The sequence below is a fragment of the Nonlabens arenilitoris genome (assembly GCF_002954765.1).
GTDB classification, from domain to species: domain Bacteria; phylum Bacteroidota; class Bacteroidia; order Flavobacteriales; family Flavobacteriaceae; genus Nonlabens; species Nonlabens arenilitoris.
In genome coordinates, this window is record NZ_MTPW01000001.1 from 2799044 (window position 1) to 2822247 (window position 23204).

The 23204-nt window shown below is 33.7% G+C and carries 18 protein-coding genes and 2 tRNA genes; 13 read left to right on the forward strand and 7 right to left on the reverse strand.

What is annotated here, in order from left to right; translation table 11 throughout:
• Positions 1-18: 18 nt before the first annotated feature.
• Positions 19-834 carry a sugar nucleotide-binding protein gene (locus BST92_RS12490; protein ID WP_105071756.1) on the reverse strand — a complete coding sequence of 272 codons (816 nt, stop codon included), beginning with the start codon at positions 832-834 and terminating at the stop codon, positions 19-21.
• A gap of 4 nt (positions 835-838) precedes the next feature.
• A complete protein-coding gene (gcvT, locus tag BST92_RS12495) occupies positions 839-1921 on the reverse strand; it encodes a glycine cleavage system aminomethyltransferase GcvT (protein WP_105071757.1) in 1083 nt (360 codons plus the stop codon).
• Between the two features lie 146 nt (positions 1922-2067).
• On the opposite strand from gcvT, the gene BST92_RS12500 reads away from it, so the two are divergent.
• Positions 2068-3600 carry an NAD(P)H-hydrate dehydratase gene (locus tag BST92_RS12500; protein ID WP_105072275.1) on the forward strand — a complete coding sequence of 511 codons (1533 nt, stop codon included), beginning with the start codon at positions 2068-2070 and terminating at the stop codon, positions 3598-3600.
• Positions 3601-3662: 62 nt separating this feature from the next.
• On the forward strand, positions 3663-5189 hold the full coding sequence (gene hutH / locus BST92_RS12505; RefSeq protein WP_105071758.1) for a histidine ammonia-lyase: 1527 nt from the start codon (positions 3663-3665) through the stop codon (positions 5187-5189).
• On the opposite strand, the gene BST92_RS12510 is transcribed toward hutH, so the two are convergent.
• The 3 genes from BST92_RS12510 to BST92_RS12520 form a co-directional block, all read right to left on the reverse strand.
• Positions 5164-5571, reverse strand: a complete 408-nt coding sequence (locus BST92_RS12510) for a hypothetical protein (RefSeq protein ID WP_105071759.1) — start codon at positions 5569-5571, stop codon at positions 5164-5166. The two genes, hutH and BST92_RS12510, sit on opposite strands and share 26 nt — an antisense overlap.
• A 255-nt stretch (positions 5572-5826) precedes the next feature.
• Positions 5827-6234, reverse strand: coding sequence for a hypothetical protein (locus BST92_RS12515; protein ID WP_105071760.1), 408 nt, complete (start codon positions 6232-6234; stop codon positions 5827-5829).
• Between the two features lie 237 nt (positions 6235-6471).
• Positions 6472-9084 carry an ATP-dependent Clp protease ATP-binding subunit gene (locus tag BST92_RS12520; protein WP_105071761.1) on the reverse strand — a complete coding sequence of 871 codons (2613 nt, stop codon included), beginning with the start codon at positions 9082-9084 and terminating at the stop codon, positions 6472-6474.
• Between the two features lie 271 nt (positions 9085-9355).
• Here BST92_RS12520 and gyrA point away from each other — a divergent pair, with 271 nt between their 5' ends.
• Positions 9356-11878, forward strand: a complete 2523-nt coding sequence (gene gyrA / locus BST92_RS12525) for a DNA gyrase subunit A (RefSeq protein WP_105071762.1) — start codon at positions 9356-9358, stop codon at positions 11876-11878.
• A 16-nt stretch (positions 11879-11894) separates the two neighbouring features.
• Positions 11895-13076, forward strand: a complete 1182-nt coding sequence (locus tag BST92_RS12530) for a tetratricopeptide repeat protein (RefSeq protein ID WP_105071763.1) — start codon at positions 11895-11897, stop codon at positions 13074-13076.
• Between the two features lie 40 nt (positions 13077-13116).
• On the opposite strand, the gene BST92_RS12535 is transcribed toward BST92_RS12530, so the two are convergent.
• Together BST92_RS12535 and BST92_RS12540 are read right to left on the reverse strand one after the other, a co-directional pair.
• Complete coding sequence (locus BST92_RS12535; protein WP_105071764.1) at positions 13117-13863, reverse strand: C40 family peptidase; 747 nt, start codon at positions 13861-13863, stop codon at positions 13117-13119.
• Between the two features lie 7 nt (positions 13864-13870).
• Positions 13871-15046, reverse strand: a complete 1176-nt coding sequence (locus tag BST92_RS12540) for an acetyl-CoA C-acyltransferase (protein ID WP_105072276.1) — start codon at positions 15044-15046, stop codon at positions 13871-13873.
• A gap of 142 nt (positions 15047-15188) precedes the next feature.
• On the opposite strand from BST92_RS12540, the gene BST92_RS12545 reads away from it, so the two are divergent.
• From BST92_RS12545 to BST92_RS12585, 9 genes are all read left to right on the forward strand, one after another.
• A complete protein-coding gene (locus BST92_RS12545) occupies positions 15189-17231 on the forward strand; it encodes an HD family phosphohydrolase (protein ID WP_105071765.1) in 2043 nt (680 codons plus the stop codon).
• 95 nt (positions 17232-17326) lie between these two features.
• Positions 17327-17410 (forward strand) — tRNA-Ser (locus tag BST92_RS12550).
• Between the two features lie 28 nt (positions 17411-17438).
• Positions 17439-17513, forward strand: a tRNA-Pro gene (locus tag BST92_RS12555).
• A gap of 55 nt (positions 17514-17568) precedes the next feature.
• Positions 17569-18324, forward strand: coding sequence for a patatin-like phospholipase family protein (locus tag BST92_RS12560; RefSeq protein ID WP_105071766.1), 756 nt, complete (start codon positions 17569-17571; stop codon positions 18322-18324).
• Between the two features lie 100 nt (positions 18325-18424).
• On the forward strand, positions 18425-19081 hold the full coding sequence (pdxH, locus tag BST92_RS12565) for a pyridoxamine 5'-phosphate oxidase (protein WP_105071767.1): 657 nt from the start codon (positions 18425-18427) through the stop codon (positions 19079-19081).
• A gap of 8 nt (positions 19082-19089) precedes the next feature.
• Positions 19090-19575, forward strand: a complete 486-nt coding sequence (locus BST92_RS12570; RefSeq protein ID WP_105071768.1) for a SixA phosphatase family protein — start codon at positions 19090-19092, stop codon at positions 19573-19575.
• On the forward strand, positions 19572-21623 hold the full coding sequence (gene ppk1 / locus BST92_RS12575; RefSeq protein WP_105071769.1) for a polyphosphate kinase 1: 2052 nt from the start codon (positions 19572-19574) through the stop codon (positions 21621-21623). The genes BST92_RS12570 and ppk1 overlap by 4 nt, the downstream gene beginning before the upstream one ends.
• Positions 21624-21626: 3 nt before the next feature.
• Positions 21627-22523 (forward strand): Ppx/GppA phosphatase family protein, encoded by an 897-nt coding sequence (locus BST92_RS12580; RefSeq protein WP_105071770.1) that lies wholly within the window; start codon positions 21627-21629, stop codon positions 22521-22523.
• A gap of 81 nt (positions 22524-22604) precedes the next feature.
• Positions 22605-23156, forward strand: a complete 552-nt coding sequence (locus tag BST92_RS12585; RefSeq protein ID WP_281257038.1) for a porin family protein — start codon at positions 22605-22607, stop codon at positions 23154-23156.
• The last annotated feature ends 48 nt before the right edge of the window (positions 23157-23204 follow it).

Genomic DNA, 23204 nt, shown 5'->3' on the forward strand with positions numbered 1-23204 from the left:
TTTCGCGAAAGCGAAATACTAAAGAACCACGCAGTTCTCTACCACTTCTTCAATAGTTAATTGTAAATGCTTAGGCAACATATTATCCTTAGGTAAGACAGATAACTGACGATCTTCATTACTATTAAAAACCTGTTTTAATAAAGGATGTGGATAGCCTAAAGCCTGACAAATCTCACGTATCAGGTCGATGTGGTGTATAAGATCCATGCTGCCTAAATGAAACACTCCACGACGGCGTTTATTAATTAAATAATGGATTTGCTGCGTTAATTTTTGAATATGAGTAGCATTGATGACTACATTAGGGAAGACCTCAATTGCTTCTTTCCCTTTCAACTGTTTTTTCAAATCGTCTATACGAGGCGTGTTATTACCAAAAATCATAGGAATCCTACAAATCACATATTTAGACGGATGCAGTCTCAATAAAGCATTCTCTATTTTTATTTTAAACCTACCATAGATACTTTCAGAAAAAGTTTTATCATACTCATAACTAGGGAAGTTAGTGAACCTATCAAATACATTTGCGCTAGAAAGAAAAATGATACGTGAATCATTTTTTAAAACCCAATCAATAAGACGCATGTGTAAATGAACTTGAGAGTTCACATTACCTCGTACTGCACTTACAATAAAGTGTGGCTTTAAAGAATCTAATAATCCATGTACATCCTCAAGCTCCATATCGAGCTGATGAAAATGTTGATTTTTATCAAAATCTTTATGATCTGTTTTATAGGTAGCATGAACCTCAAAATAGGGTGCAAGCTCTTTGTAGAGAGCATTACCTATGAAGCCACTACCACCTAAGATAAGAATACGATTCAATTAATTACTTTTTGTAGAATGGTAATTTAATAACGGTTGCAGGTACTAATTTCTTACGTATCTGTATATGAATTTTGCTGCCAGGTGTCGCAAAAATAGGTGGAACATATCCCATACCTATACCTATACCCATGGAAGGTGACATAGTACCACTAGTAACAATTCCTAGATCTTGCTGGTTACTATCTTTAATCTCATAGCCACCACGTGGTATAGCACGCTCATCCATTTCAAAGGCAATCAGTTTTCTATCCACACCTTTTTCTTTGTGCTCTAGTAATTGTTCGTGATTCACAAATTCTTTAGTGAATTTAGTAACCCATCCTAGTCCAGCCTCGTATGGTGATGTGGTATCATCTATATCGTTACCATATAAACAATATCCCATTTCTAGTCGCAGTGTATCACGAGCAGCAAGACCTATAGGCTTGATACCATAATCTGCTCCAGCTTCAAATACCTTTTCCCAGATTTGTTCTACCTCAGTATTCTTACAGTATATTTCAAAACCACCTGAACCAGTATAACCAGTTGCACTTATGATTACATTTTCTATACCTGCAAATTCTGCTACTTCAAAATGATAGAACTTTATAGTACTTAAGTCCACAGGTGTTAATGATTGCATTGCCTCAACTGCTTTAGGACCTTGTATAGCTAGTAATGAGTAATCATCAGACAGGTTTCTCATATCTGCACTCATGGTATTATGCTTTGTTATGTGAGCCCAGTCCTTGTCAATGTTTGATGCATTAACTACCAGTAGATATTGATCTTCCTTGATTTTATATACAATCATATCATCGACAATACCACCAGTTTCATTAGGTAAATATGCATATTGTGCTCTACCTATGGTAAGTTTTGATGCGTCATTAGAAGATACTTTTTGAACTAGATTTAAAGCTTCTGGTCCTGAAATTAAAAATTCACCCATATGGGAAACATCAAATACACCTACATTATCACGTACGGTCTGGTGTTCAATATTAACTCCTTCATATTGTACAGGCATATTAAAACCTGCAAAAGGAACCATTTTTGCGCCTAGCGCTTCGTGTACTGCTGTAAGTGCTGTATTTTTCATGAGGTATTTTTTTTCAGTGCAGCAAATGTATGGATTTAACCTTTTAATTTTTAAAAACACAGTCATAGAAAAATGTGAAATACTGTGATAAGCATTAAAACTTTAGACACTCATTTGTTAAATTGCAAGCTATTAAAATTAAAGCATTGAAAATACTAAGCGCACAGCAGCTCGCAGAAGCTGATCAATCTACTATAGATAAAAATCAAATCACCAGTAACGATTTAATGGAGCACATTGCAAAGCTCATATTTGATCGTATTCACCAGCGTTTACAAGGTTCTCCTGTACCTATTAAAGTTTTTTGTGGAATAGGAAAAAATGGTGGTGATGGATTAGCTCTAGCGAGACATATGATCCAGCACGGATATCATGTAACTACTTATGTGACTAATTGTAGTAAAAAACGGGCGCCAGAGTTTTTATATCATTATGATAAAATAAAAGAGGTAAGTAAAGACTGGCCCATATTACTGTCTTGTAAGGAAGATTTTCCAGACCTACATCCACAAGACATCATAATCGATGCGATTTTTGGAACAGGAATCAATAGACCTATTGATGGCTGGATGTCTGATCTAGTGCATTATCTCAACAAAACTCCTGCTTTTAAACTAGCATTAGATATGCCTAGTGGATTATATGCTAACACACCACAAAGTATTGGGACACCTATAATACAGGCACAACATACCTTTTCATTTGAAACACCTAAGCTTAGCTTTTTTCTGCCTCAGACAGGTAAATTTGCGGGTACTTTTGAGGTTGTTCAAATAGGACTGGATCCAGAGTATATGATGAAAGCACAACCACTTGCCCAAATCATTACACCAGATGCTGCAAAAAGCATGTATAAACCTCGAGAAAAATTCAGTCATAAGGGTGACTATGGACACGTACTTACTATGGCTGGTAGTAAAGGAAAAATGGGAGCTGCAGTTCTATCGAGTGGTGCTGCATTAAATATGGGTGCAGGTAAAGTGACAGCTTATGTTCCTGAGCACGGTAATCATATTTTACAAAATAGCTTGCCAGAGGTTATGACCATATCAAGTAATGGTACAGATTTCATTACAGACTTTGATCATGATTTAGAAGATTACACTTTATGTATCGGTCCTGGATTAAGTACTGGTGATGATGTTAGACACGCTTTCGCGAAAGCGATATCTCAACAAACCCAACCGGTGGTAATAGATGCAGATGGATTAAACATTCTTTCAGATCATAAGGAATACTGGAAATTGATTCCTGAAAATTCTATTTTAACTCCACATGATGGTGAATTAGAAAGATTGATAGGCAATTGGAAAGATGACTATGATCGATTAGAAAAAGCACAAAAATTATCTACAGATAAAGATGTTATTTTAGTTCTTAAAGGAGCACATACCATAGTAGTATCTGGTAAAAATCTATATATCAATGATACAGGTAATCCAGGCATGGCTACTGCCGGAAGCGGTGATGTACTCTCGGGTATCATTACAGGATTATTAGCTCAAAAATACGATGCACTAACAGCAGCTGTTTTTGGTGTGTTTTTACATGGTAGAGCTGGTGATATTGCAAGCCAGACCTATGCACATGAAGGATTAAAAGCTAGTATAATTTCTAATTTTGTAGGTGCCGCAATTCTGGATTTATTTAGACCAGAACAACAACAACAACAACAATAATAATAGTCATTAGTTTAACTTTACTTTACTTATAATTGCATATCCATAAACAGCCCTATTAAATGGAACATATTATATCCTCAAAGTTATTATCTCTAGTACAGTTATATAACATCATAGAACAACCGGTGACATTATCACTATCAACTGATGCCATAGAACGTATCGATAAGTGTAGAAGCTATTTAAATGATCGCTTTGATGCAGTGGACGCTGCTGCTACTTATGGAATTAATACAGGTTTTGGTTCTTTATGTAACACACATATTGGTCCAGGTGAATTACAACAACTGCAGCATAATTTATTAATGTCGCATGCCTGTGGAACAGGAGAAGAGGTATCGCAAGAGATTGTACGCATGATGTTATTTCTTAAAATTCAAAGTTTAAGTTATGGACATAGTGGTATCAGTAGAGTAGTAGTGGAACGCCTTATAGCATTTTTTAATAATGAAGTCTATCCTGTGGTATATGAGCAAGGCTCGCTAGGAGCTAGTGGTGACCTAGCACCTCTTGCACATCTCGCTTTACCTTTAATCGGTGAAGGCGAGGTTTATTATCAAGGAAAAAAAATGAAAGCTGCCGCACTTAATAGTTTAATGAATTGGAAACCATTAAGCTTGCAGTCTAAGGAAGGCCTTGCTTTAATTAATGGAACTCAATTTATGCTGGCTTTTGCAGTTTGTACATTGATTCAATCTCATAAATTATGGTACTGGTCACATGTGAGTGGAGCGATGTCTATTGATGCATTTGATTGTAATCTATCTCCATTTGATAAACGCATTCATCTGATAAGACCACACGCTGGACAACTGCGCAGTGCCGATTTAATACTTTCGTTATTAGAAGATAGTGAAATCGCAGTAGGTGAGAAGGTTAATGTCCAAGATCCATATAGTTTTAGATGTATACCACAAGTACACGGTGCTACATGGGATACGTTACAGTTTGTAAAACGAACTATATTAACAGAGGTAAATTCTGTTACAGATAATCCTAATATTTTTCCTGAATCAGAAGCTATTATTTCAGGAGGTAATTTTCATGGGCAGCCGCTTGCTCTAGCGCTAGATTACTTAGGAATTGCAATAGCCGAAATTGCTAGCATAAGTGAGCGTAGAACTTTTCAATTAATGAGTGGTACTAGAGGTTTACCAGCATTTCTAGTAAACAATCCTGGATTAAATAGTGGTATGATGATTTTACAATATACAGCAGCGAGTATAGTAAGTCAAAATAAACAATATGCTACACCAGCAAGTATTGATAGTATAGTTTCATCAAATGGTCAAGAAGATCATGTAAGTATGGGGGCAAATGCCGCAACTAAAACCAATAGGATTATAAAAAATGTTCAAACAGTACTAGCTATTGAGTTATTAGCTGCTGCGCAAGGGATTGAGGAGCGTCATCCTTTAAAATCATCATTATTTATAGAACACGTTAAATCTGGTTTAAGAAAAAGTGTACCTTCATTAAATACTGATCGTGTTTTACATGACGATATCATGAAAGCCATTCAAATGATGAATCAAACCCATCTAGACGCCGAGATAATTTTTAATAAAGGGATATTCCAGGATTAAGTCTTGCTAATTTTTCTGAAACTTCTTTGTTTGACCATACTATTGCATCTTCAACATCTTGAAACGCAATCAATTTACCTGGTTTAAAGAATTTACTTTCCAGACTTACAGAGCTACCACCTTGTAATCTTTTTTCAACGATAGCAATACCACATAAATTTTCAAACTTTGAATTTTTAGTGTGGACTAATGGGTCTATACTATAATCGTTTTCTCTTAAACTTATGTAAGATAAGGGCATATCTATGCCATAGTGCTCTGTAACAACTTTTACCAGTTCTTCATTTTTAGTCATGTCAAAATGGATACCTTCTTTAATTTTACCAATTATAACTTCTGGGTAAAACTGAAATTCACCAAACTGTAAATCAACTGTTTTCATAATCCTATTTTAAAAAGCGTGCAAAACTAGCTCTTTTTTATTATGCACGCATAGTAAAAACAATAAAATGAATACATTTCGATTAAATGATATAAAAAAAAGAAATTCAAACGTTTTCGTTATTTCTAATACTAGATAAACTGTTATTTTGATTTGATATGTTAAATGAAAAGGGTAGAAGTACTTGAAATTAAAAATCAAAAAAAGCATCAATATATATTATTGATGCCACTGATTTTCTTTTTTAATAAATACCTAGTTATAAATTTTATAATGATTTATTTCTAATCTTTTTAACGCAATCTGATGGTCTGCCCACACGATAGCATCAGTTACACTCTGAAATTTGCAAAATTTACCTGGTTTAAAAAATTTACTTTCTATCTGTACGGTACTTCGACTCATTAAATTTCTTTCTACAACAGCTATACTACATAAGTTTTCATATCTAGAATTGTATTTATGAATCATAGGATCAATACTGTAAGTTTTATCTCTTACACATACGTATGAAAAGGGTTTTATAGTACCATAAAACGTGTCGATAAGCTTAATAAGCATTTTGTTTTTATAAATATCATAGTGAATTCCTTCTTTCATTTTACCTATGATAATTTGAGAATGTATCTCAAAAACGCCAAAATTTAAATCTATTCTTTCCATAAAATAACTCTTAACGTTGTAAATATATTGAAGTGAGTAACTTTTATTAAAAGCGCTATATCAGTTACTTAACTAATCGGTAAAACAACTTATCTATCAGTTAAAATGAAATAGTTTGAACAATAATTGGTGTAGGGTATTAAATTAATTATCAAATAAATTTTAAGTTTAGTTATAAAAAAAACGCCTTAAAATAATTATTAAGGCGTTTGTTGTTTAATATGATAATTAAGATATCTATTCTGTTTCGGACTCTGAAGAATTATCTGTTGTTGTTTCAGAAGCTGCTTCAGGCTTATCTAATTCTTGTGGTTTTTCAATATTAATTTTTAATTCATTAGACTCTCTATCTAAGTCCATAAAGATTGAATCACCTTCTTTGAGTTCACTATTGACTATGGCTTCAGCAAGGGCATCTTCAATATATTTTTGTATAGCCCTATTAAGAGGTCTTGCACCATATTGCTTATCAAAGCCTTTATCTGCGATATAATCTTTAGCAGTCTCGCTTAAAGTTAAGTGATAGCCCAGTCCTTTTATGCGTTCAAATAGCTTTACTAATTCAATATCGATAATCTTATGAATATCGTCTCTTTCTAACGCATTAAATACAATGACATCATCAATCCTATTTAAAAATTCAGGTGCAAATGTTTTCTTTAAAGCGCCTTCGATAACACTACGTGTGTTTTCATCTTCTGCACTTTTACGAGCCGCTGTTCCGAATCCTACACCAGATCCAAAATCTTTTAATTTACGTGCTCCTACATTTGAGGTCATGATGATAATTGTATTTCTAAAATCGATTTTACGACCTAAACTATCAGTTAAATATCCATCATCTAATACTTGAAGAAGCATGTTAAATACATCTGGATGTGCTTTTTCAATTTCATCTAGTAATATCACCGCATAAGGCTTGCGTCTTACTTTTTCAGTAAGTTGTCCACCTTCTTCATAACCTACATAACCAGGTGGCGCTCCTATTAATCTAGAAATAGCAAACTTCTCCATATATTCACTCATATCAATACGTATCAATGAGTTTGCAGAATCAAATAGTTCACTAGCGATTACTTTTGCGAGTTGCGTTTTACCTACACCAGTCTGACCTAAAAATATAAAGGAACCTATTGGCTTATTAGGGTCTTTCAATCCAGCGCGATTGCGCTGTATTGCTTTCACAACTTGTTTAACCGCTTTATCTTGACCTATCACTTTGTTCTTTATAGAATCGCCTAGATTGAAGAGTTTCTTCATTTCCTTAGTGGCAATACGATTTACAGGTATTCCAGTCATCATACTTACAACCTCGGCTACATTTTCTTCTGTAACAGTATCTTTATGAAGTTTAGATGTTTCTTCCCATGTTTCTTGAGCTTCAGCCAGTGCCTTTTCTAATTTTTTCTCGTCATCACGCAATTTAGCCGCTTGCTCATATTTCTGTTTTTTAACGACAGCGGTTTTTTCTTCCTTAACCTCTTCTAATTGCTTTTCCAGGTCTAGGATTTGTTGAGGTACCTCAATATTGGTTATATGAATACGAGAACCAGCCTCGTCTAAGGCGTCAATCGCTTTATCTGGAAGAAAACGATCTGTCATATATCGATTTGTCAACTTAACACAAGCTTCAATGGCACCATCAGTATAAGAAACGTTATGGTGTTCTTCATACTTTTCCTTAATATTATTAAGTATAATTATAGTTTCTTCTACGCTAGTAGGTTCTACCATTACTTTCTGAAAACGTCTTTCTAAAGCCCCATCTTTTTCAATACTATTGCGGTATTCATCAAGCGTTGTAGCTCCTATACATTGAATTTCACCTCTTGCAAGAGCAGGTTTAAACATATTACTCGCATCTAGCGATCCTGCTGCACCACCAGCACCTACTATAGTATGTATCTCATCAATAAAAAGAATAATATCTTTATTCTTCTCTAATTCGTTCATAACGGCTTTCATGCGTTCTTCAAACTGACCTCTATATTTAGTTCCTGCAACTAAACTAGCAAGGTCTAAAGTAATGACCCTTTTATCATAAAGTATACGAGAAACTTTACGTTCTACAATACGTAGAGCGAGACCTTCGGCAATCGCACTTTTTCCTACTCCAGCTTCTCCTATAAGTAGTGGATTATTCTTTTTGCGACGACTTAAAATTTGAGATACACGCTGTATTTCTTCAATACGACCTACAACAGGATCTAGTTTGCCATCTTCGGCAGCTTTTGTTAAATCACGACCAAAATTGTCTAATACAGGTGTTTTACTTTTTTTACCGCCTTTAGTAGAACCGCTTTGAGAAAACAGATTTTCTTTTTCCTCACCTGAGTTATCATCATTAGAATCATTATCATTACTGAAAGCACCTTCTATAGGTTCCTCAGTATAACCATCTTCTTGAGATAATAAGGTTTTGAATTCTTCTTTAACGCTGTCATAATCAACTTTAAGTTTATTAAGAAGCTTAGTCGTTGGGTCATTTTCATTGCGTAAAATACACAATAATAAATGAGCCGTATTGATAGATGAGCTTTGAAACAGTTTTGCCTCTAGAAAAGTGGTTTTAAGAGCACGTTCTGCCTGTCTAGTAAGATGTAAATTCTTTTTTTCGTTTGCCGCTATGTGGGTATTAGGGTTTGCTGGGCTTAGTATCTCTACTTTGCGTCGCAAGTGATCTAAATCTACCGTTAGGTTATTTAATATATCAATGGCTTTACCATCTCCGTCTCTTAATAGACCTAGCATTAAATGTTCTGTTCCTATAAAATCGTGTCCTAACCTAAGCGCTTCTTCCTTGCTGTAGGCGATCACGTCTTTGACTCTTGGTGAAAAATTATCGTCCATATTGCTACTTTGAGTTAAATGTAATGAATTCTATTTGTTCAATATGTATACCAATTTGTTAAATGATGATTTTAAAGATTACGCTTTCGCGAAAGCGGAAGACAAAACCCTTTAAAACACAGCAATAAAGCAATTGTTAAACTTATCCACATTAAAGTAAATACTATGTTAATAAAAAGAATGGTAAACATAGTGTAAAGCCTTATTAAGACTAGGTTTTTCATTAAATTGCTTGCTTAATAATAAAAGTATTAATTAAACGGTTTTTTAAATGGCAGATGGAGAAAAGTTAATCCCGATTAACATCGAGGATGAGATGAAATCAGCATACATCGATTACTCGATGTCAGTCATAGTGTCACGAGCACTGCCAGATGTGCGAGATGGATTAAAACCAGTACACAGACGTGTTCTCTATGGAATGTATGAGCTAGGTGTACTGTCTAATAGAGGATATAAAAAGAGTGCGAGAATAGTAGGTGAGGTATTAGGTAAGTATCACCCACATGGTGATACATCAGTATACGATACTATGGTGCGTATGGCTCAAGAGTGGTCGCTACGTTACATGCTAGTAGATGGTCAGGGAAACTTTGGTAGTGTAGATGGTGATCCACCTGCAGCAATGCGTTATACCGAGGCTAGAATGAGAAAAATATCTGAAGAAATTCTTGCAGATATTGATAAAGAAACGGTAGATACTCAACTTAACTTTGACGACACGTTAAATGAGCCTACGGTAATGCCTACTCGTATACCTAACTTATTAGTGAATGGTGCGTCTGGTATCGCCGTAGGTATGGCTACAAATATGCCACCACATAACTTAACTGAAGTTATAGATGGTACTGTAGCATATATCGATAATAATGATATCGAAATTGATGAACTTATTACTCATGTTAAAGCTCCTGATTTTCCTACTGGTGGAATTATTTATGGATATGATGGTGTAAAAGACGCAATGCATACCGGTCGTGGTCGTGTTAAAATACGTGGTCGCGTTAGGCTGGAAGAAGTGAAAGGTCGTGAGTGTATTATCGTTGATGAATTACCATATCAAGTGAATAAAGCTGATATGATTAAGAAAACGGCAGACCTTATTAATGAGAAGAAGTTAGAAGGTATCTCTATGATAAGAGATGAGTCTGACCGTAATGGTATGCGTATCGTTTATATATTAAAACGTGATGCTATTCCTAATATCGTTATTAATAAATTGTACAAGCACACCGCTTTACAATCATCTTTCAGTGTAAATAATATCGCTTTAGTAAAAGGTCGTCCTCAATTACTTAATGTAAAGGAGATGATTCACTACTTTGTAGAACACAGACATGACGTTGTCGTTAGACGTACGGAGTTTGAATTACGTAAGGCAGAAGAAAGAGCTCACATATTAGAAGGTTTAATTATAGCTTCTGACAATATTGATGAGGTAATTGCTTTAATAAGAAGTAGTAGTAATGGAGAAGAAGCTCGCGAAAAGTTAATCAAACGTTTTGAATTGTCAGAGATTCAAGCACGTGCCATCGTAGAAATGCGTTTGAGACAGCTTACCGGTCTTGAACAAGATAAACTACGTAATGAGTATGACGATTTAATAGCAACTATTACCGATTTAAAAGACATTCTTGCAAGAAAAGAACGTCGTATGGATATTATTAAAGAGGAATTAATTGAGATTAAAGAAAAGTATGGTGATGAACGTCGTTCACAGATAGAATATGCTGGAGGAGATCTTTCTATAGAAGATATGATTGCTGATGAGCAAGTAGTCATCACTATATCTCATGCTGGTTATATTAAAAGAACACCGATTACTGAGTATAAAACACAAAATCGTGGTGGAGTAGGACAAAAAGCGAGTACAACACGCGATGAAGATTTCCTAGAAGATATTTTTGTAGGTACTAATCACCAGTACATGCTATTCTTTACTGAGAAAGGTAAATGTTTCTGGATGAGAGTTTATGAAATTCCAGAAGGTAGTCGTACTTCTAAAGGTAGAGCGATTCAAAATCTAATTAATATTGAACAAGACGATAATGTGAAAGCTGTCATCTGTACTCAAGATATTAAAGATCAAGATTATATCAACAGTCATTATGTAATCATGTGTACTAAAAAAGGTGTCGTAAAGAAAACCTCTTTAGAACAATACTCTAGACCACGTACTAATGGTATTAATGCGATAACTATACGTGAAGGAGATACTTTATTAGAGGCTAAACTTACTACCGGTGATAGTCATGTAATGCTAGGACTTAAAAGCGGTAAGGCTATTAGATTTGATGAGGCAAAAACCAGAGCGATGGGTAGAAATGCCAGTGGTGTAAGAGGTATAACCCTAGCAGATGATAATGATGAGGTTATAGGAATGGTTGCTGTAAACGATATGGAGTCTAACATTCTTGTTGTATCTGAAAAAGGATATGGTAAGAGATCTAGCCTTGAGGATTATAGAGAGACTAATCGTGGAGGTAAAGGAGTTAAAACTATATCTGTTACAGAAAAAACAGGTGGATTAGTTGCTCTTAAAAATGTAACTGATGATGATGGATTAATGATTATTAATAAGTCAGGAGTAGCCATTCGTATTGACGTTAAAGATCTAAGAGTAATGGGACGTGCAACGCAAGGAGTACGTTTAATAAACCTTAAAGGCAACGATTCTATTGCCGCTGTCGCGAAAGTTGCTCAAGAAGAAAACCCTGAAATGAACGAAGATGGTACTGTCATTGAAGAAAAGGGTGATGGCACGACTGTTGTAAATGATGATAGCGAAGAATAATTAAAAACATTTTAAGATGAAAATTAGATTAACAATATTGTTTTTAGCCATAGCAACTTTTAGTTTTGCTCAGAAAAAGGAGCTTAAAAAAATAGAACGGGCAGTACAGTCTGGTGATATAACCAAGGCTGTTGATATATTCAATTCTATTGATGAATCAAATGTAGAACAGGAATATTTAGGACAATATAATTTTTACAAAGCTGCTGTTTTAATAGATGTTACTGGTAAAAATACGGCCACTATGGAAAACGCCATGCTGGCTTATGATTTAATGCAGAAATCTAGAGAGGCCGGTTTTGATAATGGTAGTTATACGTCACAGGTTAATGAGTTTATTAATCAACGCTTGATGGCAATTGCTAATCAGCAAGTTCAAGAGAGTAAGACAGCAGAGGCATTAATTATCGTTGAAAAATTAGCTGATAATGAGCCTGATAATTTGAATATGACTTATAATGTAGCTAATCTTAGTTATCAAATAAGCGAATTTGGTAAGGCCAAAGTTGCATATCAAAAACTATTTGATAACGAATTTACAGGTTCAACTATAACTTATAAGGCTGTTAGTAAAGCAACGAATCAAGAAGAAGCTTTTCCTTCAAAAGAGTTGCGAGATATTTCAGTTTCTAGGGGCATGCACATTACTCCTTCAGAAGTTGCATCACCTTCTTTAGTAGGTGAAATAGTTACTAATTTAGTTTGGCTTCATAAAGAGTCAGGAGATATGGATAAGGCTAGGAGTACTTTTGAGGAAGCCCTACAAAAGTTTTCTAATGATGAATCCTTACTGGTAAGAAAGGCTGAGAATTACCTTATTTTAAATATGATGGAAGAGTACAAAGCCGCATCTGAATCTAATGATGTAAAGGATCCTAAAGTTTATCAAAATTTAGGTCTTGTTGCTGTTCAAGCTAAGGATTATTCAAATGCAATTAATTACTATGAAACGGCTTTATCTCTTGAGCCCAATGATTATAATTCGTTAATAAATATAAGTATAGCATATATTCAAAAAGGGAATCTAGAGGAAACTTCAGATGATGATCAATTAGCACTATACAGAAAGTCTATCGACACTTATGAACGTGCACATGCATTGAAACCAGAGAATAAAGATATTATTACAACTTTAATAGGTCTTTACAAGTATTTTAAAATGGAGGATAAGCTTCAAAAGATGGAAAATAAATTATAAAGTAGTTACAAAAAAAGGCCTGCTAATCGCAGGCCTTTTTTTACATAATTTTTTTAATTACTCTCAATTTATGAGTGTGTAGATGTCTTTCCACATTGAATATTCCACTTTGATCAAGTCGATCTATTCTTACTTTACCATGCGCATGTATAATATAATTATCTCTCATGATCAAACCTACATGCGTTATATGACCTTCGTTATTATCAAAAAAAGCTAGATCTCCTTCTTCTGCCTCTTCTATAAAACTTAACACTTCACCTTGCTTTGCCTGTTGACTTGCATCTCGATTTAACTTATAGCCACATAATCTATAAACCAATTGTGTAAAACCACTACAATCAATTCCTAGAGGAGTTCTTCCTCCCCATAAGTATGGTGCATTAAGTAATAATAAAGCATTATTTATTAAATCTGATTTACTATTTCCTGAAGTACTTTCGAGTTGAAACGTATCTGCCAGATAATTTGCAGTTGAAACTTGAGCACCAATTGTAATAGTACTTAAAGATTCATTATGGTGTGTGATATGACTAATTAAATCTTTTGCAAATTTATGTTCTGAACGATCAATTTCATGATATATTTCAGCTTCTATTTGAACAATTTGTTTAATATCTATCCACCCTTCATAAGAATCATGAGCTAATCTAATTTTGACCCATTTCTTTCTTTCATCAATTATTTTGAAATATTCGCCATAAAGCACTTGGGATACCATTTCACTAGTATCTTTTGCTTCAAGACGCAATGGCGCAACCGAAATAGGGCAAATCCCGTACTTCATTTCTAATCTATCCTTTTTTGATTACTAGGGCACTAGCACCACCACCGCCGTTACAAATAGCTGCTGCACCGATAGTACCATTTTCTTGATGTAGAACATTCAATAACGTTGTGATTATACGAGCACCGCTACATCCTAATGGATGACCTAATGATACTGCTCCTCCATAAACATTTACATTCGTATCATTTAAACCTAATATTTTCATATTTGCCAGACCTACAACTGCAAATGCTTCATTAAATTCATAGAAGTCAACATCATCTTTTGTGATACCTGCTTTATTTAATGCAATTGGTAATGCTTTAGCAGGAGCTGTGGTAAACCATTTTGGTTCTTGAGCGGCATCTGCATAACTTAAGATAGTAGCTATAGGTGTTAATCCTAACGACTTAGCTTTAGATTCACTCATTAAAACTAAGGCAGCAGCACCATCATTAATAGTGGAAGCATTTGCTGCTGTAACCGTTCCATCTTTACTAAACGCAGGACGTAAAGAAGGGATTTTCTCCATTTTTACGTTTGTATATTCTTCATCATGATCTACAATGATATCCTCGCCACGTCTTTGTGGGACAGAAACGGGTACTACTTCATTGTCAAACTTTCCATTTTTCCATGCATCAGCAGACCTTTTATATGATTGAATAGCAAAATTATCTTGATCAGCTCTTGAAAAATTATGTTCGGTTGCACAGAGGTCAGCACATACACCCATAGCATTGTGATCATATGCATCTACAAGACCATCTTTTTGCAGACCATCAATCAATGTCGCAGGACCAAATTTTTGTCCAGTTCTCATGTGAACATAATGAGGTATCATACTCATGTTTTCCATACCACCAGCGACTATAATATCCTTATCTCCACAAGCAATAGCTTGTGCGGCCATCATAACTGTCTTCATTCCACTTGCACAAACTTTATTAACAGTCGTACATGGAACATCCATTGATAAACCTGCCCCTAAAGCAGCTTGTCTTGCAGGAGCCTGTCCGGTTCCTGCTTGCACAACATTACCCATTATAACTTCTTCAACTAAATTTGAGTCAAGGTTTATTTTATCGAGAGCACCTCTGATTGCAGTACTTCCTAACTTTGTAGCAGGAACAGTAGATAGCTTTCCCATAAAGCTACCTATAGGTGTTCTAGCATATGATACAATTACAACTTTATTCATAATAATCTCTTTTGCTGCGAAAATAAACAATATTCATAGGATTGAAAGTGAAGTTAAAGTATAAATGAATTTATTGTGACTGATTACATATTTTATATTTGTTTTCGTAAGATCTCCAAAGTATATTGTTAATTTGTAATCGATGAAAAAGAAAAATTCTAGTTTTTATAAATATCAAGACTTATTAATTCGTATTTCAATAATTGTTGCGGCTACTATAATTACAATCTATTTTTTTCCAAAAAGTGACCGTTTTAAATATGATTTCAAAAAAGGTGAGCCTTGGCAATATGAAACTTTATATGCTCCATTTTCCTTTCCAATAAAAAAAAGCTCTGAAGCAATTCAAATAGAAATTGAATTAATAAAATCTAACACACCTAAATATTTTGATTACCATGATGATGTGTCAAATCTAGTAATAGGATTAATTGAAAAGGAGTACGGCTATAGTAAGAAAGATTCAATTGATAATAAGTTGATAAAAGATGATATTCATCAAATAAAATTACTGTTAGATAAATTTTATACCAATTATTATTTAGAAAAACCTTTAGATGTAGAAAGTAAACAATCTATAATTATTCAAAATGATACTGGTTTTAACGAAGTTGTATATCAAGATGTTTTAAAGCCGAAAGATTTAAAAAATGAACTAAATAAAATTATAGAATTTACCGCATTCGATGATAAAAAATGGCTTGTTAGCACTCTGCTTAAAAATATCAAGCCCAATATAGAACTGAACAAAGATCTCACAAGTGAGGTTATTGAAAATGAGGTTAGTAAGGTGCTACCTACTAGAGGTGTAGTACCTCTTAATTCTAGGATTATCGCTCAAGGCGAAATTGTAGAAGGAGAGAAATATCAGATTCTCAATACTTTAAATGAAACTTATCAAGCTCAAACTTGGTCAGAATCCCAGTATGTATGGAGATTAGCCGGATATATAATCTTAGTGGGGCTTACGTACATGATTTTATTATTGTTCTTTTACAATTATCGACCAGATATTTATAAAAATACAAGAAAATTACTTTTTATATTTTTTAATATATTGACGGTTATTTTATTAACTACCTTAGTAGTAAACCTAAACTCGGCTTATGTATATATTGTACCGGTATGTATTCTTCCATTAATCCTTAAATCATTTTTTGACGCAAGAGTTGGTTTATTTTCTCATGTATTGACAATTTTGATATTAAGCTTTATTGTGCCGAATGGAGAGGAATTTTTGTTTCTTCAAATAATTGCGGGTATTGTTACTATATTATCTAGTTCTGAAATTTATAAACGTGCCAATCTATTTATAACTATTGGTCAAATTGTTTTGGTTTATGTTGGGTCTTATTTTGCATTTTATGCGATTAATCAAGGTGGTGTTACTGGATGGGAATGGTATAAAGTAAGTTATTTTATACTATGTGGCCTAGCAATGCTATTCGTTTGGCCTTTAATTTACATTTATGAAAATATTTTTGGTTTGGTAAGCGATGTTTCTTTACTAGAATTATCAGATACAAATTCTAAATTATTAAAAGAACTTTCAAATAAAGCTCCTGGTACATTCCATCACTCTTTAAACGTTGCTAATATTGCAGAGTCCGCTGCTGATGCTATAAATGCTAATACTATGTTGACTAGAGTAGGGGCATTATATCACGATATTGGAAAAATGGAAAATCCCACATATTTTTCTGAAAATCAAGGTAGTGGAATTAATCCGCATGATGATTTAGATCCTGAAGAAAGTGCCTCCATTATTATTAATCACACTATTGCGGGAATTGAAATCGCCAAGAAATATAAGCTTCCCGATCGTATCATTGATTTTATAAGATCTCACCATGGAGATTCTACTGTTTACTTTTTTTACAAAAAAGCACTTGCTAGTAATCCTAATTTAGATATTAAAGATTATCAGTATCCTGGCCCTAAGCCATTTAGTCCCGAAACTGCTATTTTGATGATTGCAGATAGTGTAGAAGCAGCATCTAAAAGTTTAAAAAACCCTACGTCAACTAGCATAAATGTTTTAGTGGAAAATATCATCAATAAACAGGTTGAAGAAAAGCAATTCATTAATGCTGACATAACATTTAAGCAAATTGAAACTATCAAATCAGTGATTAAAAAGAAGTTAGCTAATATCTATCATTTAAGAATAGAATATCCAGAATAATTTTTGCAAAAAACTTTAAAAAATGCTTGCAGAAACTATAATATGGATTACCTTTGCAACCGCTTTTGGAAACAATCGCAAGTTCTTTTTATTTAGGAGAGGTGCCAGAGTGGTAATGGAGCAGATTGCTAATCTGTCGACGGGTAACCGTCGCCAGGGTTCGAGTCCCTGTCTCTCCGCAATTTTCTAAATAATAGATGATCTTTTCGGGGTGTAGCGTAGCCCGGTCATCGCGCCTCGTTTGGGACGAGGAGGTCGCAGGTTCGAATCCTGCCACCCCGACAAAAAGCCTTTTAATCACTTGATTTTAAGGCTTTTTTATTTCTAAAACTTTTTTATGAAAATAGGATTAGCTCTTTCAGGTGGTGGTGCTAAAGGTATTGCACACGCTGGTGTTCTTAAAGTATTAAAAGAACGTAATATAGAAATTCATAAAATATCTGGAACTAGTGCAGGAGCTTTAATCGGTGCATTATTTGCCGCTGATTTAGAAATTGAAGATATATATGAGTTTTTCAGAAGTTCTAACCTATTTCATCCTAGTAAATTTGCTTTTGGTCAACCTGGATTTATTAAATCAAGTGTTTTTATCGATCATATAAGTTCATACATTCCTATAGATTCATTTGAGTCATTAAAGCTCCCTTTAATAGTTACAGCGACAGATTTAAATAAAGCAAAATTAAAAGTGTTTGACTCTGGTTCATTATACATGTCTATACTGGCAAGTGCTGCATTTCCAGGAGTTTTTACTCCAGTTTCAATTAATGAAAATGTATATATTGATGGTGGAGTAATCAATAATTTCCCTATAGATTTATTAGATGATTGCGATATTAAATTAGGAAGTTATGTCAATAAAATTGAACCGTTAAATAAAAAAATGAAGCATTCCTATGATGTTGCTGGTCGTGCTTATTCTATAAGTCAATATCATCGCGATTCATCTAAATTCTATCAAGCTGATTTAATTTTTGAGCCAGAGGAGCTTTACCCATTCGGATTATTTAGTTTTAGATCTTTACGTAAAATGTTTGATATAGGTTATGAAAATGCTTCTAGACAATTAGATAAATCACATTTATTTAAATGATGTGGTTCACTAGTAAATATCATGATTATTTGATATACTTTTAATAGACTTATTTATTTTGTAAAATCTTTATTATGTAAATTGCGTTAAAGCAATTTTTATGCAAAGAGATCTTCAAAATCTAAGGAAAAATTATAGTAAAGGAGCTCTTGTTGAGGATAACGTTCCTGACAATCCTTATACTTTATTTGATGAGTGGTTTAGTGAGGCAAAATCTCATATGTCAGTGGATGAAGTAAATGCTATGAGTTTGACGACATTAGGCATTGATGGTTTTCCTAAGTCCCGTATTGTTTTATTAAAAGAAGTAGAGAAAGGCTGTTTTATCTTTTATTCAAATTATACATCAGAGAAGGCAAAGTCGATCAAATTGCATCCAAAGGTCTCCATACATTTCTTTTGGCCTGCTCTAGAAAGGCAAATTATTATTAAAGGAATTGTAAGTAAGGTTTCACGAGATAAATCGTTATCTTATTTTCAAACTAGGCCTCGAGGTAGTCAGTTAGGAGCATGGGCTAGTGATCAAAGTGCTGTGGTCAACTCAAGAGCTGCACTTGAAGAACAGTTAGAGAATTATGATTCAAAATTTAAAAATCGAGACATACCATTACCAGATCATTGGGGTGGTTACTCTATTTCTCCTATTTCTTTTGAATTTTGGCAGGGTAGACCTAATAGATTGCATGATCGATTTTTATATACTCTAGATAATTCTATTAATGAGAATAATTGGTCTAACAATAGATTAGCTCCATAATCACATTTATGAAAAAGCTGATCTTAATAAGACATGGGAAGTCAAGCTGGGAACTAAATGTTCGTGATCATGATCGAGTATTAATGGAGCGTGGTGTTATTGATGCACACCTTATAGGTAATCATCTTAAAGATGCATTTATAACCTGTAATGAAATATGGAGTAGTACGGCTGCTAGAGCGTTACAAACGGCTATTATAGTGAGTGAATACATAGATTATAATCTTGATGCTTTTAAACTGAAACGTGAACTTTACACGTTTGATAGCCATGAATTAATTAGTCAAATAAAGACTTGCCCTGACGATATTAACTCGTTAATGATTTTCTCACACAACCATGGATTAACAGATGCTGCTAATATTCTAGGGTCACAATATTTTGAAAATGTCCCTACTACTGGAGTAGTAATCATAGAATTTAAGACTGATAAATGGTCAGAAATAAAAAAAGGTCAAACAATAGCGCACTTTTTTCCTAAAAATTTAAGATGAGTCAAAGATATTTCAATAGAGAATTAAGTTGGTTAAAATTTAATAATCGAGTTCTTCAAGAAGCCGCAGATACTAATGTCCCATTAATCGAACGATTACGTTTTTTAGGTATTTTTTCAAATAATCTAGATGAATTTTTCAGAGTTCGATATGCAACCATACAGCGTATTTTAAGAGCAGGAAAAAATGCGACAAAATCCTTAGGTGGTGTAACCGCAGCAGATCTATTAGAAAAAATAACAGCAGAAGTTATTAAAGATCAAGCTAAAAGTTTTGAAATATTAAATCAACTTGAAGAAGAATTAAAGAATGAAAATATAATTCTTGTAGATGAGACAGAGATTCTTCCAGAGCATGAAGATTTTATAAGGTCTTATTTCAACAATTATGTAAGTCCGGCATTAGCAACCATAATGGTTAGTGAAGAATCTGATTTTCCGACTCTTAGAGATGGTTTAGGATATCTAGCCGTACGTATGGTTATGAAAGATGATACCCTACCGGTAAGATATGCACTGTTAGAAATCCCTAAATCTTTAAATCGTTTTATAGAATTACCTTCTATTGAAGGTGATAAAAAACAATACATCATACTTTTAGACGATTTGATAAGAGACAGAATGCACTATATATTCAATATTTTTGATTATAGCCATCTCGAAGCACACATGATAAAAGTAACTTTAGATGCAGAATTAGATATAGATATAGACCTGAAGAAAAGTCTTATCGAAAAAATCAGTCGAAGTGTTAGGGATCGTAAAGACGGTGATCCTGTAAGATTTGTTTATGATAAATCTATTCATGATGAAACGCTAGATTTTATAATGAGTAAAGTTGAAATAGACGATACAGACTCTATAATACCAGGTGGGCGTTATCATAACAGAAGAGATTATTTAAAATTCCCTTCTTTAGGTAGAACAGATTTATTATATAATAAAGAAATACCATTGCCTATAAAAGGTGTCTCAATGAGAGGTAGCCTTTTAGAAAAAATTTCTCAAAGAGATATTTTGCAGTATGCACCGTATCACACTTTTTCTAATACAATTAAATTTTTAAGAGAAGCTGCTTTAGACCCTAAAGTCCTTAACATTAAAATTACAATTTATAGATTAGCTGAAGTTTCTCAAATTGCGGCATCACTCATTAATGCTGCCAAAAATGGTAAAGAAGTTACGGTCTCTATCGAATTACAAGCGCGATTTGATGAACAGGCTAACATAAATTATGCAGAATTAATGCAAGAAGAAGGCGTTAAGCTCATTTTTGGAGTACCAGGACTTAAAGTTCATTGTAAAGCCTGCGTCATTAATAGAGAAGAAGATGGCAAAATTGTAAGATATGGTTTTATTTCGACCGGTAATTTCAATGAAGCTACCGCTGGAGTATATACTGATTACACTCTTTTTACTGCAAATAAAAAAATACTCAAAGAGGTAGATAAGGTTTTTGATTTCTTTGAGGTTAATTATAAACTTTATCGATATAAACATCTACTAGTTTCTCCTCATTCTCTAAGAAATAATATTGAGAAAAGAGTTCGTCGAGAAATCGCTTTCGCGAAAGCGGGAAAAAAAGCTCATTTAAGAATGAAACTTAATAGTTTCTCTGATTTTAAAATGATAGAACTCTTTTATGAAGCTTCTAATGCTGGTGTACAAGTAGATCTAATCATTAGAGGTATTTGTTGTTTGATTCCTGGAGTAGAAGGTATGAGTGAAAATATAAAAGTGATAAGTATAGTTGATAAATATCTTGAACACCCAAGAGTCTATCAATTTTACAACGATGGTGATGTAGAAGTATATATTTCTAGTGCAGATATGATGGGGCGAAATCTAGATAATCGTGTTGAAATTGCATGTCCTATCTATGATGAATCCGTTAAAAATGAGATATTAGATACCTTAGATATTTGCTGGAATGATAATGTTAAGGCTAGAGAGATTTGTTCACAACAATTAAACTCATATGTAAGTCTAGATGGAGAACCTCTACGATCTCAATTTGCAACATATGATTATTATAAAAATCAACTTTAATACATGAGTTTTAGAATACGTAAATATGCGGCCATTGATATAGGTTCAAATGCTATAAGATTATTAGTAGCATCTGTAACTTTATTTGATGAAGAACCACCGGTATTTAAAAAAATAAGTCTAGTTCGAGTACCCATAAGATTAGGGCAAGATGTTTTTACAACAAAAGAGATAGGCGAAGTAAATATGAATAGAATGGTAAAAAGTATGGAATCATATGCTTTACTAATGGATGTTCATAAGGTTGAAAAGTATAAAGCATATGCAACAAGTGCCATGCGTGAAGCCCAAAATGGAGAAGAGGTAGCAAGATTAATAAAAAAGAAAACAGGCATCAATATTGAGATTATAGATGGCTCACATGAAGCAGCCATTATAGCTATGACTGATCTACACTCTATGATACACGATAATAAGGTGTACCTTTATGTAGATGTAGGTGGTGGTAGTACAGAGTTTACTCTATTTGCAGATGGTGAGGCAAAGGCCTCGAGATCTTTTAAAATAGGTACTGTAAGACTGTTAAATGATATGGTGACTAAAAAGTTATGGTCTGAGGCAGAGGTGTGGATTAAAGAAATATGTCAACCATATGCCAAAGTTGAATTATTAGGATCTGGTGGAAATATAAATAATATTTATAAATCTAGTGAGAAATCAACAGGTAAGCCGTTGTCATATCTCTATTTATCTAGTTATTATGAAAAACTTCAGTCCTACACTTATGAAGAACGCGTTTATTATTTGAACCTTAATCAAGATAGAGCAGATGTGATCATACCGGCATGTCGTATTTACTTGAGCGCGATGAAGTGGAGCCGTGCAAAAAACATCTATGTGCCCAAGATAGGTCTGGCGGATGGTATTATTAAATCCATCTATAATGCAGATAAACGATAATAGATAAGTTTTGAATTATATTTAGTGCAAAATGAATGTTTCTTTTAACTTTGTTTATCTAAATAATATGAAAATGAAAAAATATTACTATTTCTAGCTTTAATATCTATACCTGTGATAGGAATGGCTCAAACTACCACTAGTTACGGATTTAGAACTGGATTGAACTATTCTTCTTTAGAAGGAGATGATATTGATTTAGATAACCGTATCGGTTTTCACGCAAACTTTTTTGCAAACATACCAGTGAGTTCAAGTTTTTCTGTAGTTCCAGAAATAGGTCTATCTGCATTAGGTGCAAAGGCAGATGAAATCAGATTAGAATCTGGAGATAATGTAGAGCTTAAAACAAATTGGCTTCAAGTAAGTGTGCTTGCTAAAGTTAATTTAGGGCAAAAATTCTTTTTACAATTAGGTCCTCAAGTAGGTGTCAATGTAGGACAAAGAGATAATAACGATTATTATAACTACGATTTTGCCGCGGTAGGTGGAATAGGCTATAACTTTAGTAATAGTTTTGCTGTGGATGTACGTTATGGATATGGTTTATCTAATGTTTTTGATAGAGAATTTGGAGAGCTTAATGAAGCAAATAATAGATACTTCCAATTAGGCCTAGCTTATAAACTATAGTAAGAGGTCTTGATGTAAATATTAAAAAAGTCCTCAATTGAGGACTTT